At 73.6% G+C, this 13,230-nt stretch carries 10 protein-coding genes; 1 reads left to right on the top strand and 9 read right to left on the bottom strand.

Annotated elements, in window-relative coordinates; genetic code table 11:
• Positions 1-10: 10 nt before the first annotated feature.
• Entirely contained in the window at positions 11-868 is an 858-nt protein-coding gene (locus tag WBG79_RS05925) for a 4-(cytidine 5'-diphospho)-2-C-methyl-D-erythritol kinase (protein WP_337356182.1), read from the bottom strand.
• Positions 869-1,179: 311 nt separating this feature from the next.
• On the opposite strand from WBG79_RS05925, the gene WBG79_RS05930 reads away from it, so the two are divergent.
• Positions 1,180-4,104 (top strand): DUF2339 domain-containing protein, encoded by a 2,925-nt coding sequence (locus WBG79_RS05930; protein WP_337356183.1) that lies wholly within the window; start codon positions 1,180-1,182, stop codon positions 4,102-4,104.
• Between the two features lie 61 nt (positions 4,105-4,165).
• Here WBG79_RS05930 and acuI read toward each other — a convergent pair whose 3' ends face one another.
• From acuI to WBG79_RS05970, 8 genes are all read right to left on the bottom strand, one after another.
• Entirely contained in the window at positions 4,166-5,158 is a 993-nt protein-coding gene (gene acuI, locus WBG79_RS05935; protein WP_337356184.1) for an acrylyl-CoA reductase (NADPH), read from the bottom strand.
• A gap of 119 nt (positions 5,159-5,277) precedes the next feature.
• Positions 5,278-6,519 (bottom strand): MFS transporter, encoded by a 1,242-nt coding sequence (locus WBG79_RS05940; protein WP_337356185.1) that lies wholly within the window; start codon positions 6,517-6,519, stop codon positions 5,278-5,280.
• Between the two features lie 185 nt (positions 6,520-6,704).
• On the bottom strand, positions 6,705-7,196 hold the full coding sequence (locus tag WBG79_RS05945) for a F0F1 ATP synthase subunit B family protein (protein WP_337356186.1): 492 nt from the start codon (positions 7,194-7,196) through the stop codon (positions 6,705-6,707).
• A 10-nt stretch (positions 7,197-7,206) separates the two neighbouring features.
• A complete protein-coding gene (locus WBG79_RS05950; protein WP_337356187.1) occupies positions 7,207-7,758 on the bottom strand; it encodes a F0F1 ATP synthase subunit B in 552 nt (183 codons plus the stop codon).
• 139 nt (positions 7,759-7,897) lie between these two features.
• Positions 7,898-8,122 (bottom strand): F0F1 ATP synthase subunit C, encoded by a 225-nt coding sequence (locus tag WBG79_RS05955; RefSeq protein ID WP_337356188.1) that lies wholly within the window; start codon positions 8,120-8,122, stop codon positions 7,898-7,900.
• 73 nt (positions 8,123-8,195) lie between these two features.
• Positions 8,196-8,957 carry a F0F1 ATP synthase subunit A gene (locus WBG79_RS05960; RefSeq protein ID WP_337356189.1) on the bottom strand — a complete coding sequence of 254 codons (762 nt, stop codon included), beginning with the start codon at positions 8,955-8,957 and terminating at the stop codon, positions 8,196-8,198.
• Between the two features lie 141 nt (positions 8,958-9,098).
• Positions 9,099-9,485: an AtpZ/AtpI family protein gene (locus WBG79_RS05965; protein ID WP_337356190.1), complete on the bottom strand. Its 387-nt coding sequence runs from the start codon at positions 9,483-9,485 to the stop codon at positions 9,099-9,101.
• Positions 9,486-9,756: 271 nt separating this feature from the next.
• Positions 9,757-13,215: a chromosome segregation SMC family protein gene (locus WBG79_RS05970; RefSeq protein ID WP_337356191.1), complete on the bottom strand. Its 3,459-nt coding sequence runs from the start codon at positions 13,213-13,215 to the stop codon at positions 9,757-9,759.
• Positions 13,216-13,230: the final 15 nt, after the last annotated feature.

Consider the following 13,230-nt stretch of genomic DNA (forward strand, 5'->3'; position numbering starts at 1 on the left):
GACGCCGACCTCACCCGGCTGAGACCCACCAGCCGGGCTCCGCGCCGCCGACGCGCTCGGCGATCCCCGCCCCGCGGCCGGGATCGGCGAGCGCGTAGCATGTCGCCCCGGAGCCCGACATCCGCGCGAGCCGGCAGGCCGGGTCGGCGGCGAGCCGGTCCAGCACAGACCCGATCTCCGGGACCAGCCGGCGCGCCGCGTCCGTCAGGTCGTTGCGCGCGGACGCGAGGTAGCCGACCAGCGTGTCGAGAGTCTCGAAGCGGGACGGCGGAGCGGGCAGGGGAGGGTTGTCCCGCCGCTCGAGCAGCTGGAACACGTCCGGGGTCGCGAGCGGCCGTCCCGGATTGACGAGGACGAGGTCGAAGGCCGGCAGGGGCCCGAGCGGCTCGACCACCTCGCCGATGCCGCCGACCCGCGCCGCCCGCCCGATCACGCACATGGGCACGTCCGCGCCGAGCCGCCCGCCGAGCCGCGCCAGCCGCTCCGTCCCGAAATCCGCATGCCAGAGCCGGTCGAGCGCCACGAGGGTCGCCGCGGCGTCCGCCGAGCCTCCGCCGATCCCGGAGGCGACCGGCAGGCTCTTGTCGAGCACGATCCGGGCACCGGGAGCGGGCCGCTCCAGGTCGATCAGCTCCGCCTGCAAGAGCCTTGCGGCGCGCAGCACGAGATTGTCCGCCTCGCCGGCGAGCGCGGACGCGAAGGGCCCCTCCACCGAGAGCGAGAGATCCTCGGCCGGCTCGACCCGGATCCGGTCGCCGGCCGACGCGAAGGCGACGATCGAATCGAGCAGGTGATAGCCGTCCGGCCGGCGTCCGACGACGTGGAGCGCGAGGTTGACCTTGGCGGGTGCCGGGATCTCGATGGTCATGGCCGCCTCCGCACCGGTCGGGCGCCGGTCGCCGGCTCCGGAATACCAAACGGCACCAGCCCCGGACAAGCGCCCCGCGGTCGCCGTCCCGGCCGAAGCCTCCGCGGCGCGATCGGGTTCCCACCGCACCCCGCCGTCTCCGCGCGCCTCCCGTGGCTCTGAAGACCCGCTTGCGCTCCGCCGCGGTCTGGGTTATGAACATTGTTCAATAAGGGTGCAGTCAATCCACGGTCGGCGGATTCGGTCCGCCGGACGGGGTCGCGCCGCGGACGGCCGGACCGGCTCGCGGCGCCCATCTTGCCGGAGTCCCCATGGACGGCCTTTTCGCAATCGGCATCCTGCTTCTCATCGCTCTTCCGGTCATGGCCTTCGCGGGCTTCTTCATCGCGCTGGGTGCGCGCCGCGGCGTGACGGAGACGCGCGACCAGACCCACCGCATCGAGCAGGCCCTCAACGCGGTCGCCCGGCGGGTCGACGAACTCGACCGGCGCCTCGGTCGCCTCGAGACGGGCGCGCCCCGCCCGGCCGGCGAGGCGGCCGCCGCACCGGCTCCGCTCCCCTCCGAGGCGCCGACTCCGACCGGGGAGGCCGTCCCCGGGCCGGCGCCGGACGCGGAAGCCGAACGCCGCCGTCGCGCCGCCGCGCTGTTCGAAGCCGCGGACCGGACCCGCAAGACGCGCGAGACCGCCCCTGCCGGCGAGCCGGGCGAGCCCGCCGAAGCGGCGAGTGGAGGTGCACCCGGGCCGGACCTGCCGCTGGTCGCCGGCACCGTGCCCCCGGTCGCGCCGCGCCCTGCCGCGCCGGGCCGCGGCCTGGAGGAGACGCTCGGCACCCGCTGGACCGTCTGGATCGGCGGCCTGGCGCTCGCGCTCGGCGGCATCTTCATGGTCAAGTACTCGATCGAGCAGGGCTATTTCGGCCCCGCAGCGCGCATCGCCATGGCGGGCCTGTTCGCCGCCGCCCTGCTGGCCGCCGGCGAATACCTGCGCCGGCACGAACTCGCCCGGCCGATCGGCGGCCTCGACGTCGCCTACATTCCCGGCATTCTCACCGCGGCCGGCACGGTCGCGGCCTTCGCCACCGTCTACGGCGCCCACGCCCTCTACGGCTTCGTCGGCGCCGGCCCGGCCTTCCTGCTGCTCGGCGCGGTCGGCCTCGGCGCCATGGCGCTCGCCCTGCTGCATGGCCCCTGGCTCGCCGTCCTCGGCGTCCTCGGCGGCTACGCGACCCCGGCGCTCGTCTCCTCCGAGGCCCCGAACCTTCCGGCCCTGGTGCTCTACCTTCTGGTCGTCACCGCCAGCGCCTTCGGCATCGCGCGCCTGAAGCTCTGGCGCTGGGTCGCCGCGGTCGCGCTCGCCTTCGCGGTCCTCTGGGGCCTGCCGATTCTCGACACGCTCGGCCGGCCCGATCCCCGCACCCTCTGGTATATCGGCTACGTCGCCGGCCTCCTCGCCCTGGTGGCGGGCGTCCTGGTCGTCTCCATCCACGGCCTCTCGCCGGTCGTGGAGGACAAGGCGACCGACCGCTTCGCCATCCTGGCGCTGTCGCTCGTCGCCCTGCTCGCGCTGTTCGGCCAGTGGCAGGACGAGCACGGCCTTTCCAGCCGGCTCCTCGCCGGCGCCACCGTGCTGACCGGCTTCGGCCTCGCCTGGCGGGTGAACGGCGTCGCGCCCGCGGTGCTGGTCTCCGGCCTCTTCGCGCTGGCGTCGGTGCTCGGCTGGCAGGTCCACGTGGCACCGACCCTCTGGGAGGACACCTTCGCGCGCGGTGCCGATGGCCTCGTCGCGCTCCGTCCGCGCATCATCGCGGACTTCCTCGCCGTGGCCATCACGGCTGGCCTGCTGCACCTCGCCATCGGCTTCCTCGGCGCCCTGCGGGGCACGCCGGAGGCGGACCGCAACGCCGGCTGGTTCGCGCTCGCCGGAACCCTGCCGCCGGTGCTCGGCCTGGTGGTGGTCTGGCTGAGGGTCGAGGGCTGGGAGCCGAGCTTCGCCTACGCCACCGCCGGCCTCGCCCTCTCGGCCGTCTTCGCCGCGGCCGCCGGCCGGCTGGTCCGCGTGGAACGGCCCGACCACCCCTCCCGCGCGGTCGCCGTCTATGTCGTCGGCAGCGTGGCCGCCCTCGGCGCCGGCCTCGCCATCGGGCTCGACCGCGGGGCGTTGACGATCGCGCTCGCCCTGATCGTGCCCGCGCTCGCCTGGGTCCACCGGGCCCGGCCGATCCCGACGCTCCGGCCGCTCGCCGCGCTCGTCGGCCTCGCCGTCCTCGCCCGCGTCCTTTGGGACCCGCGCATCGTCGGCGACGACCTCGGCACGACGCCGGTCTTCAACTGGCTGCTCTACGGCTACGGCATTCCGGCCGCCGGTTTCGCCTTCGCGGCCTGGACCTTCCGCCGCTCCGGCGACGACGTCTGGCAGCGGGCCCTCGAAGCCCTCGCGGTGATCTTCGCCGGCCTGCTCGCCCTCTTCGAGATCCGCCACGCGGTCAACGCGGGCGACGTCTTCGCGCCCTCGACCAGCGTGGAGGAGGTCGGGCTCGTCGCAACCGTGGGCTTCCTCATGTCCGCCGGCCTCGGTCGCCTGGCCGGCCGGCTGAACTCGGTGGTCTACGACACCGCCTCGATGACCCTGACCGCGGTCGGCGGCGTTGTGGCGGTCGTCGGCCTCCTCCTCGCCCAGAACCCGCTCGTCACGGGCGATTCGATCGGCGAGGGGGTCTTCTTCAACGGCCTCCTGCTCGGCTATCTCCTGCCTGCGGCGGCCGCGGGCCTCGCCGCGCGCCTCGCCCGCATCGGCCGGCCACGCTGGTATGCGGGCCTGCTCGCCGGGATCGCGCTGCTCCTCGGCTTCGCCTGGGTCACCCTGATGGTCCGCCGCGCTTATCACGGCCCGGTCCTCGCCTACGGGCCGGAGCCGGACGCGGAGCTCTGGGCCTATTCGGCGGTCTGGCTCGCCTACGGCGTCGCCATGCTGGTGGCCGGCCTCGTCCTGCGCTCCCAGCCCGCCCGCCTCGCCTCGGCCGGCATCATCGTGCTGACCGTCCTGAAGGTGTTCCTGATCGACATGTCCGCCATCACCGGCTTCTGGCGGGCGCTGAGCTTCATCGCCCTCGGCCTGGTGCTCGTCGGCATCGGCATGCTCTACCAGCGGCTCCTCTTCCCCCCGGCGCGCGGGCCGGGGCAGGGCGGGGCGGCCGCGGACGGCGGCCCGGAGCCCGGCGGCGGTCCGGAGGGGTGACGCAGGGCGTCGCGCCCGCCCGGCAAGGGCCGGGCCACGCACCGGTGGGCGGGACCCGCGGTCAGCCGATCCTGACCACCGTCCGTCCGCGCAGCTTTCCGGCCAGGATGTCCTGCGCCGCCTCGAACACATCGCCGAGCCCGATCTCGCGGGTCATCCCCTCGAGGATCCCGGGATCGAGGTCGGCGGTGAGCCGCGCATAGGCCTCCTCGCGCAGGGGCTTCGGCGCCATCACCGAATCGATGCCGAGGAGGGAGACGCCGCGCAGGATGAACGGCGCCACCGAGGTCGGCAGGTCCATGCCGCCCGCGAGCCCACAGGCCGAGACCGCGCCGCCGTAGCGCGTCATGGACAGCACGTTGGCGAGCGTGGTCGACCCGACCGAATCGACGCCCGCCGCCCAGCGCTCCTTGGCGAGCGGCTTGGCCGGGCCGGCGAGCTCCGCCCGGTCCAGGATCTCGGCCGCGCCGAGGCCTTTCAGGTAGTCCGCCTCGGCGGTCCGGCCCGTCACCGCCATCACATGCCAGCCGAGCCGCGCCAGGACCGCGATCGCCACCGAGCCGACGCCGCCGGCCGCCCCGGTCACCACGACGGGGCCCCGCGCCGGCGCCAGGCCATGCCGCTCGAGCGCCATGACGGCCAGCATGGCGGTGTAGCCGGCCGTGCCGATCGCCATCGCGGCCCGCGCCGAGAGCGCGGCCGGACGCTTGATCAGCCAGTCGCCCTTGACCCGCGCCACCCCCGCGTAGCCGCCCATGTGGGTCTCGCCCACGCCCCAGCCGTTGAGCAGGACCGCGTCGCCGGCCGCGAAGCCTGGATGGGCGGACTCGATCACCGTACCGGCGAAGTCGATGCCGGGCACCATTGGGAAGCGGCGCACCACCGGGCTCTTGCCCGTGACCGCGAGACCGTCCTTGTAGTTGACCGTCGACCACTCGACCGCAACCGTGACGTCGCCGTCCATCAGGTCGGCGAGGCCGATCTCGGTGAGCGTCGCCGCCTGCGCCTTGGTGGCGTCGTCGCGGGTGACCAGGATGGCGGGAAAGGTCTGCATGGGGCTCGAGCCTCTCGTGGCGGCGTCTGACAGGCGTCGAAACTGCCCGAGCGCACGCCCGATCTCAAGCGGCCCGAACGGCCGGGCTGCCCTTTCGGGGCGGACGGGACCGGCCCGCCCTACTCGGCCGGGGCGGCGAGCGGCCGGATCGCCGCCTCCTCCCGGATCGGCAGGTGCACGAGCGCCGCGAACAGGCCGAGCACGATGCCGATCCACCAGACCGGCTCGTAGCTCTTGTTCAGGTCGTAGAGGTAGCCGCCGAGCCAGATCCCGATGAAGGATCCGACCTGGTGCGACAGGAAGACGATGCCCCCCAAGAGCGCGAGGTAGCGCGTCCCGAACATCACCGCCACCAGCGCATTGGTGGGCGGCACCGTCGACAGCCACAGGAGGCCCATGACGGCGGAGAACAGGACCACGCTCGCCGGCGAGGCGGGGGCGAGCACGAAGGCCGCCGCCGCCACCGAGCGGGCGACGTAGATGAAGGCCAGGAGATACCGCTTCGACACGCGCGACCCGAGGACGCCCGAGCCAAGGGAGCCGATCACGTTGAAGAGGCCGACCAGCATCAGGCCGATCACGCCCCACTTGGCGTCGAGCCCCAGGTCGCGGATGTAGGCCGGGAAGTGCACCGTGATGAAGGCGAGCTGGAAGCCGCAGACGAAGAAGCCGCTCGCCAGCAGGAGGTAGCTGCCGTGCCCGCCGGCCTCGCGCAGCGCCTCTGCGATGGTCTGGTCGGCGTGGCCCGCGCTCGCCTTCGGCGCCGGCTTGCCGCGCAGCAGCACCGACAGGAGCGGGATGACGCCGATGATGGCCGCCAGGATCAGCAGGCTGTCGTGCCAGCCATAGGTCTGGATCAGCCCCTGCGTCAGTGGCGAGAAGAAGAACTGTCCGAAGGAGCCGGCCGCGGTCGCATAGCCGAACACCATCGTGCGCTTCTCCGCCGACACGGACCGCCCGAAGGCCGCCATGACGATGCCGAAGGACGAGGCCGCCACCCCCAGGCCGACCATGATGCCGCCGCCCACGTGCAGCCAGATCGGCTGCGGCGCCCAGGCCATGACGAGCAGGCCCGCCGCATAGAGCAGGGCGCCGAGGCTCAGGACCCGGGCCGTCCCGAATCGGTCGGCGAGCCCGCCGAACAGGACGGCGCCGACGCCCCACATCAGGTTCTGGATCGCCATGGCGAGCGAATAGGTCTCACGCCCCCAGCCGCGCTCCGTGATGAGCGGGATCTGGAAGAAGCCCATCGAGACGCGCGGGCCGAAGTTGATGGCGACGATCACGCAGCCGGCGGCGACGACCGCCCAGAGCGGGAAGGCACGGGAAGCAGCGGAGGTGGTGCCGGCAGGAGACGTCATCGGGAGGCCTCGGCGATGAACCGGGCCGTCCACGCGGCCCTCCGTACGAATACGTCCGCTATCTGATCATGGAAAATGAATAATCCTGATCGACACCCCGTGCCGCGTTGATGAGTCCGGGGGTGACGCAAAAAAGCCCGCCCGGGTCTCCCCGCGCGGGCCGATGACCGGCGCTGCTGCCGTGCTCAGTTGAGCTTGGCGCGGACGTCCGCGATCGCCCCCATGATGAGGTCGTCGGCCGCGGGGCCGCGCATCTTCTGGGCCAGGATGGAGCCGGCCGCCGCGATCGCGACGTCGGCCGCCTTGGCACGCACCTCGGCGACAGCCTGGGCCTCCGCCTGCGCGATCTTGGCCTCGGCCGCCCTGGTGCGGCGGGCGATCATCTCTTCCAGCGCCTTGCGGGTCTCGGCCGTGAAGCGCTCGGCCTCCGCCTTCGCCTCGGCGATGATCGCCGCGGCCTCGGCCTCCGCGTTGCGGGTCTTGCCCTGGTACTCGGTCAGGAGCGCCTGCGCCTCCTGGCGGAGCCGGGCGGCCTCGTCGAGTTCGCCGCGGATCTTCTGCGAGCGGTCGTCGAGCGCGCCCATGAGCTTGCCCGGGACCTTGAGATAGACCATCAGGCCGAGGAAGATGATCAGGGCCGTGAAGGCGTAGAAGCTGGCGTAGGCTGTGGCGTCCATGGATCGGGCCTCACTTCGCCAGGGCGGCGTCGACGGCCGCGGCGACCTCGTCGCGGCTCGGCTGGATCTTGGAGAGGGCCGCCACCACGTCGGCCGCGGCTTCGGTCGCGATGGTGCCGACGTCCGCCATGGCCTTCGCCTTGATCTCGGCGATGCGGGCCTCGGCCTCGGTCGTCTTCCCCGCGAGGGACTCCTCGGCGGCCGCCCGCTGGGCGTCCATCTGGGCCGTCAGCGCCACCCGGTTCTCGGCGGCGATGCCCTGCGCCTTGCGGCGGGCTTCGGAGAGGCTCCGCTCGTAGCCGGCGATCGCGGCGTCCGTCTCGGCCTTGAGGCGCTGGGCCTCCTCCAGGTCGCGGGCGATCCGGTCCGACCGGGCCTCCAGGATCTTGTGGATCCGGGGAATGACCTTGGTCGACAGGAGCCAGTAGAAGACGCCGAAGGTCAGCGCCAGCCAGAAGAGCTGGGACGCGAAGGTCGACGAATCGAACGGCGGGAAGGCGGCCGAATGCGCCTCGCCGCCGCCGTGCCCGACTTCGGCCGTGGTATGGGTGGGCGTAGCCATGGTCTGTCCCCGGATGGGATCACGCGCCCGGCCGGCCGGTCAGGGACCCGCCGCGGACGCTACGGACGATGTCGCTCGGGTCGGGCCCGGCCGGCCGCAGGGAAGGCCCGGCGGCCGGGATCTCGGGACCCGGATCCGATCAACGGAAGAGGAGCAGCAGGGCGACGAGCAGCGAGAAGATGCCGAGGGCTTCCGTCACCGCGAAGCCGAAGATCAGGCGGCCGAACTGGCCGTCGGCAGCCGCCGGGTTGCGCAGCGCGCCGGCCAGGTAGTTGCCGAAGATGGTGCCGAGGCCGATGCCGGCGCCGCCCATGCCGAGGCAGGCGATACCGGCACCGATGAGGGCAGCAGCTTGAGCGTCCATGGGTAGTGCTCCTTCTTGGGGGTCTCGAGGGAAGCGATCCGCGCGGGATCGGGGAGGCGCCGCGGTCCCGGCCTCAGTGGCCGGGATGGATCGCGTCGTTGAGGTACATGCAGGTCAGGACGGTGAAGACGTAGGCCTGCAGGAAGGCGACGAGGAATTCCAGGCCCGTCAGCGCCACCGTCATGGCGAGCGGCAGCACCGAGCCCACGATGCCCAGCCCGCCGAGCGTGCCGAGCGAGAAGACGAAGCCGGCGAAGACCTTGAGGGTGATGTGGCCGGCCAGCATGTTGGCGAAGAGACGAACCGAGAGGCTGATCGGCCGCGAGAGGAACGAGATGACCTCGATCGCGGTGACGAGCGGTATCAGCGCGCCCGGCACGCCGTGCGGCACGAACAGGCCGAAGAAGTGCAGGCCGTGCCGGTAGATGCCGTAGACCACCACCGTCAGGATGACCAGCATCGCCATCGCGAAGGTGACGATGATGTGGCTCGTGACCGTGAAGAAGTAGGGCACCATGCCGAACAGGTTCGCGACCAGTACGAACATGAACAGCGAGAAGACCAGCGGGAAGAAGCGCATGCCCTCGTTGCCGGCGGCGCTCCTGAGCGTGCCCGCCACGAACTCATAGGCCATCTCGGCGACCGACTGGCCGCGCGAGGGGACGAGGGCCCGGCTGGTCGTCGCCCACATCAGGAACAGCGTCGCGGCGGCGACCGTCACGACCATGAAGAGCGCCGAGTTGGTGAAGCTGAGGTCGAGGCTGCCGACGTGGATCGGCACGATCTTGTTGATCCCGAATTGATGGATCGGGTCGACCTTGTCGCTCGCGCTCACCGTTCCGTCCTCGTCCTTCCGCCCCGAGGGGCATCCATCCTGGCCGGCGGACACGACGAAGGCGCCGCGGCCGGCCTGTCGAACCTCGCGGCGCCCTTGGGGGAACGCCTGGAAATCATCGCCCGGCCCGAGGGCCGGCCCCTATCCGGCCCGCTGGTCTGGCCCGCCGTCGCCCGGTCCCTCGCCGGGACCCGGATCGCGGCGCTGCCGCAGCTGGTCGCCCGCCTCCGCCACCACCCCCTGCGCGCGCAGGACGTTGAGCACGCCCGCCGCGAAGCCGAGGAGCAGGAACACGATCATCCCGAAGGGCGCCGTGCCGGCGAAACGGTCGAAGGACCAACCGATTCCCGCCCCGACGAGCACCGCGGCGATGAACTCGGACCCGAGCCGCACCGCCAGCGCATACCCCGTCGAGGACGACCTCGGTCTTTCCGCCCGCGCCCGCTCGGCCTTCTGGTGCGCCTTCAGGCGCTCCTCGAGCCGTTCGAGCCGTTCGTCGATCGGTTCCCCGGGTCTCTTCTCGGTCATGACGACGTATCCGAACCGTCCACTTCGAAACCGGCCGCAGCCGTCCTTGCGGGGACCCCGCGAGGGCGTGTCACGACCGGGTCGTCTCGGTGGTCGGAACGTGGGCGGCGCCACCCCGAAGCCGGCGGCACCATAGTTTCCCGTCAGGAGCCTGTCAAGGACAGGGATACCAAGTGCAAGCCGCTGAACGGGTTGATGTTTTTCCTTCTGCGACCAATTGGCGGGGCGCGCTCGCGCTGAGCAATTGGTCGAACATGCTGCGCTGCGGCGTTCAGCTCGCCTCCAGGAAGCGCTCGGCGATGTCGAGGTCGACCGAAACGAGCTGCGACACGCCCCGCTCCGCCATGGTCACCCCGAAGAGCCGCTCCATGCGCGCCATGGTGATCGGGTTGTGGGTGATCACCACGAAGCGCGTCTCGGTCCGCCCGCGCATGTCCTCCAGGAGGTCGCAGTAGCGCTCCACGTTGGCGTCGTCGAGCGGCGCGTCGACCTCGTCGAGCACGCAGATCGGCGCCGGGTTGGTCAGGAAGACGGCGAAGATCAGCGCCATGGCGGTCAGCGCCTGCTCGCCCCCGGAAAGGAGCGTCATGGTCGACGGCTTCTTGCCCGGCGGCCGCGCCAGGATCTCCAGCCCCGCCTCGAGCGGATCGTCCGATTCGACGAGCTGCAGCTCGGCCGTCCCGCCCCCGAAGAGGTGGGTGAAGAGCGAGCGGAAGTGGCCGTTGACCGTCTCGAAGGCGCCCATCAGCCGCTCGCGCGCCTCCCGGTTGAGGTTGGCGATCCCGGTCCGGAGCCGCCGGATCGCCTCGACCAGGTCGTCGCGCTCCGCCGCCAGCCCGTCCCGCCGCGCCTCCACGTCGCGCGCCTCGTCCTCCGCCCGGAGGTTCACCCCGCCGAGCCGTTCCCGCTCCTGCCGCAGCCGCTCGGACCGCCGCTCCAGCCCCTCGAGATCGGGGAGAGGCGCACGCGGATCGAGTCCGGCGAGGTCGAGCAGCTCTTGCGGGCGCGCCTCGAAGGTCTCGGCGGCGTGCCGCTCGATTTCGGCCGCCCGCGCCCGGGCCGCGGCCGCGCGCTCCTCGGCCCGGCCCCGCGCCTCGCGTGCCTGCGACAGCCCCTCGAGCGCCTGCCGCGCCTGCCGGTCCGCCTCCGCCGCGACGGCCTCAGCCGCCGACAGCGCCTCGGCCGCCTCGGCGAGCGCCGCCTCGGCCTTGCCGATTTCCCGCGCCAGGGCCTGCCGGTGCTCGGCGATCGCCTCCGGCCGGTCTGCGAGCGCCTCCTTCTCGGCCTCTGCCTCCTCCCGCCGCCGCTCCAGCACGGCGACCTGCGCGGCCGCGTTGGCGGCCCGCGACGTCCAGCCGGACCGCTCGCGCGCGATCGCGTCGAGCCGCCGCCGGCGGATCTCGGCCTCGCGCGCCAGCCCCTGCGCGGCCGCGCGGAACTCCGCCAGCGTCGCCCGGTCCCGCCCCGCCTCGGCCTCGGCCGCAGCCAGCGCGGCCTCCAGGCCCGGCGTCGCCGGCAGCGACTCGAGCGCCGCGCGGTTCAGCCGGATCACCGCTGTCAGGTCCGCGATCTCGCCCGCGAGCCGGTCGCGCTCGGCCGCCCGCGCGGCGAGACGCGAGCCGGTCTCCGCCGCTTCCCGCTCGGCCCGGGCCAGCACGTCGCGCTGAGCCTCCGCGGCCCGCCGGGCGGCCTTCACCTGGTCGCGCGCCGCCCGTTCGCGGGCCTCGGCCGTCGCCACCGCCGCCCGCGCCCGCTCCGAGACGGCACGCTGCTCGGCCAGGCGGCTCCGCGCGGCCTCGGCGAGGCCTTCGAGTTCCGCGAGCCGGTTGCGCCCCGCCAGCCGCTGCGCCGCCGCCGTCGGCGCCTCCGCGGCCGCCGCCAGCCCGTCCCAGCGCCAGAGGTCGCCCTCCCGCGAGACCAGCCGCTGCCCGGCCGCGAGCCTGCCCTGCAGGCGCCGGCCCTCGGACCGCTCGACGATCCCGACCTGCGCCAGCCCCCGCGCCAGCACCGCCGGGCCGCGCACATGCGCGGCGAGCGGCGTCACCCCCGCCGGCAGGGCCGGATCCGCGGACGGGTCGCCCGGCTCCCGCCAGTGGATCGGCGCCGCCGGATCGGCGGACACGTCGAGGTCGTCGCCGAGCGCCGCCGCCAGCGCCGCCTCGAAGCCCGGATCGACCGCGATGGACTCGAGCACGGGCGGGAAGAGCGCCAGGCGACCCACGTCCAGCATGCGCGCCAGCGTCCGCGTCTCGGTGTCGAGCCGCCCCGCATCCCGCTCGGCCTCGGCCAGCGCCGCCCGGGCGGCTTCCGAGGCCTCCCGCGCGGCGCGTGTCGCCTCCTCGGCCTCCGCCGCCTCGAATTCCGCCGCCTCGGCGCGCGCGCCGGCCTCCTCGAAGGCCTCCCGCAGGACCTCCGGGTCCGCCGCCGCCGCGAGGCGGGCCGCGATCGCGTCGTGCTCCCGCGCCGCCGCCGCCCGCGCCTCCTCGAGCCGCCGCGCCCGGGCCGCCGCCTCGTTCGCGGCCCGCTCCAGTTCGCCCCGCCGCGCCGCGCCCTCCGCGAGCGCCCGGCGCGCCTCGGACTCCCGCCGCTCCGACGCCGAGAGCCGCTCCGTCATGTCGGCGAGGACGCCGTCGGACTCGGCCGCCGCCTCCGAGGCCGCCTCCAGGTCGGCCCGGAGCCCCGCCTCCTCGTCGTCGAGAAGCCGCAGCGCCTCCGCCATCTCTGTGCCGAGCCGGTCCTCGCGGGCCCGGTCCTCGGCGAGCTGGACGAGCCGCCGGTCGATCTCCGCCAGCCGCTCGCGCGCGCGTCGCTCCTCCGCGTCGAGCTCCCCGCCGGCGAGCCGCAGCCGTTGGAGCGCGGCCCCTGCGGCGGCCTGCCGCTCGCGCAAGGCCGGCAGCGCATGGGCGGCGACCGCCTGGTCCCGGGCGGCCCGGGCTTGCGCCTCCGTGCGCTCCTCGACGAGCCGTTCCGCCGCCGCGAGCGCCGTCTCCGCGTCGGCGAGCTGGGCCCGCGCCGCCACCCACTTCACGTAGGCGATCGCGGCTTCGCCGGCGCGGATCTCGGCCGACAGATGGCGGTAGCGGGAGGCCTGCCGGGCCTGGCGCCTGAGCCCCTCGAGCTGCGTCTCGATCTGGGTCAGCACGTCCTCGACCCGCTCCAGGTTCTGCTCGGCCGCGCGCAGGCGCATCTCCGCCTCGTTGCGCCGGCCGTGCAGGCCCGAGATCCCCGAGGCCTCCTCCAGGATTGCCCGCCGTTGAATCGGCTTGGCGGCGATCAGCTCCCCGATCTGCCCCTGCCGGACCAGCGCCGGCGAGCGCGCGCCCGTCGAGGCGTCGGCGAAGAGCATCTGCACGTCGCGGGCGCGCACCTCCTTGCCGTTCACCCGGTAGACCGAGCCAGCCTCGCGCTCGATCCGGCGCGACACCTCGAGGTGGTCGAAGTCGTTGAAGGCGGCCGGGGCGCGGCGTTCCCGGTTGTCGAGGAAGAGGGTCACCTCGGCGGAATTGCGCGAGGGTCGGCGTCCGCTGCCGTTGAAGATGACGTCGTCCATCCCGGACGCGCGCATGTTCTTGTAGGAGTTCTCGCCCATGACCCAGCGCAGGGCCTCGACGAGGTTCGACTTGCCGCAGCCGTTCGGGCCGACGACGCCGGTCAGGCCGTCGCCGATGATGAAGTCGGTCGGTTCCACGAAGGTCTTGAAGCCGACCAGGCGGAGCTTGTCGAAACGCAAAACGCGGGCCCTCCG

It is taken from the genome of Prosthecomicrobium sp. N25 (genome assembly GCF_037203705.1).
Classification (GTDB): Bacteria; Pseudomonadota; Alphaproteobacteria; order Rhizobiales; family Ancalomicrobiaceae; genus Prosthecodimorpha.

Coding starts and splice junctions, on each gene's coding strand:
- WBG79_RS05925 (WP_337356182.1), bottom strand. CDS start 868: ATGACCATCGAGATCCCGGCACCCGCCAAGGTCAACCTCGCGCTCCAC.
- WBG79_RS05930 (WP_337356183.1), top strand. CDS start 1,180: ATGGACGGCCTTTTCGCAATCGGCATCCTGCTTCTCATCGCTCTTCCG.
- acuI (WP_337356184.1), bottom strand. CDS start 5,158: ATGCAGACCTTTCCCGCCATCCTGGTCACCCGCGACGACGCCACCAAG.
- WBG79_RS05940 (WP_337356185.1), bottom strand. CDS start 6,519: ATGACGTCTCCTGCCGGCACCACCTCCGCTGCTTCCCGTGCCTTCCCG.
- WBG79_RS05945 (WP_337356186.1), bottom strand. CDS start 7,196: ATGGACGCCACAGCCTACGCCAGCTTCTACGCCTTCACGGCCCTGATC.
- WBG79_RS05950 (WP_337356187.1), bottom strand. CDS start 7,758: ATGGCTACGCCCACCCATACCACGGCCGAAGTCGGGCACGGCGGCGGC.
- WBG79_RS05955 (WP_337356188.1), bottom strand. CDS start 8,122: ATGGACGCTCAAGCTGCTGCCCTCATCGGTGCCGGTATCGCCTGCCTC.
- WBG79_RS05965 (WP_337356190.1), bottom strand. CDS start 9,485: ATGACCGAGAAGAGACCCGGGGAACCGATCGACGAACGGCTCGAACGG.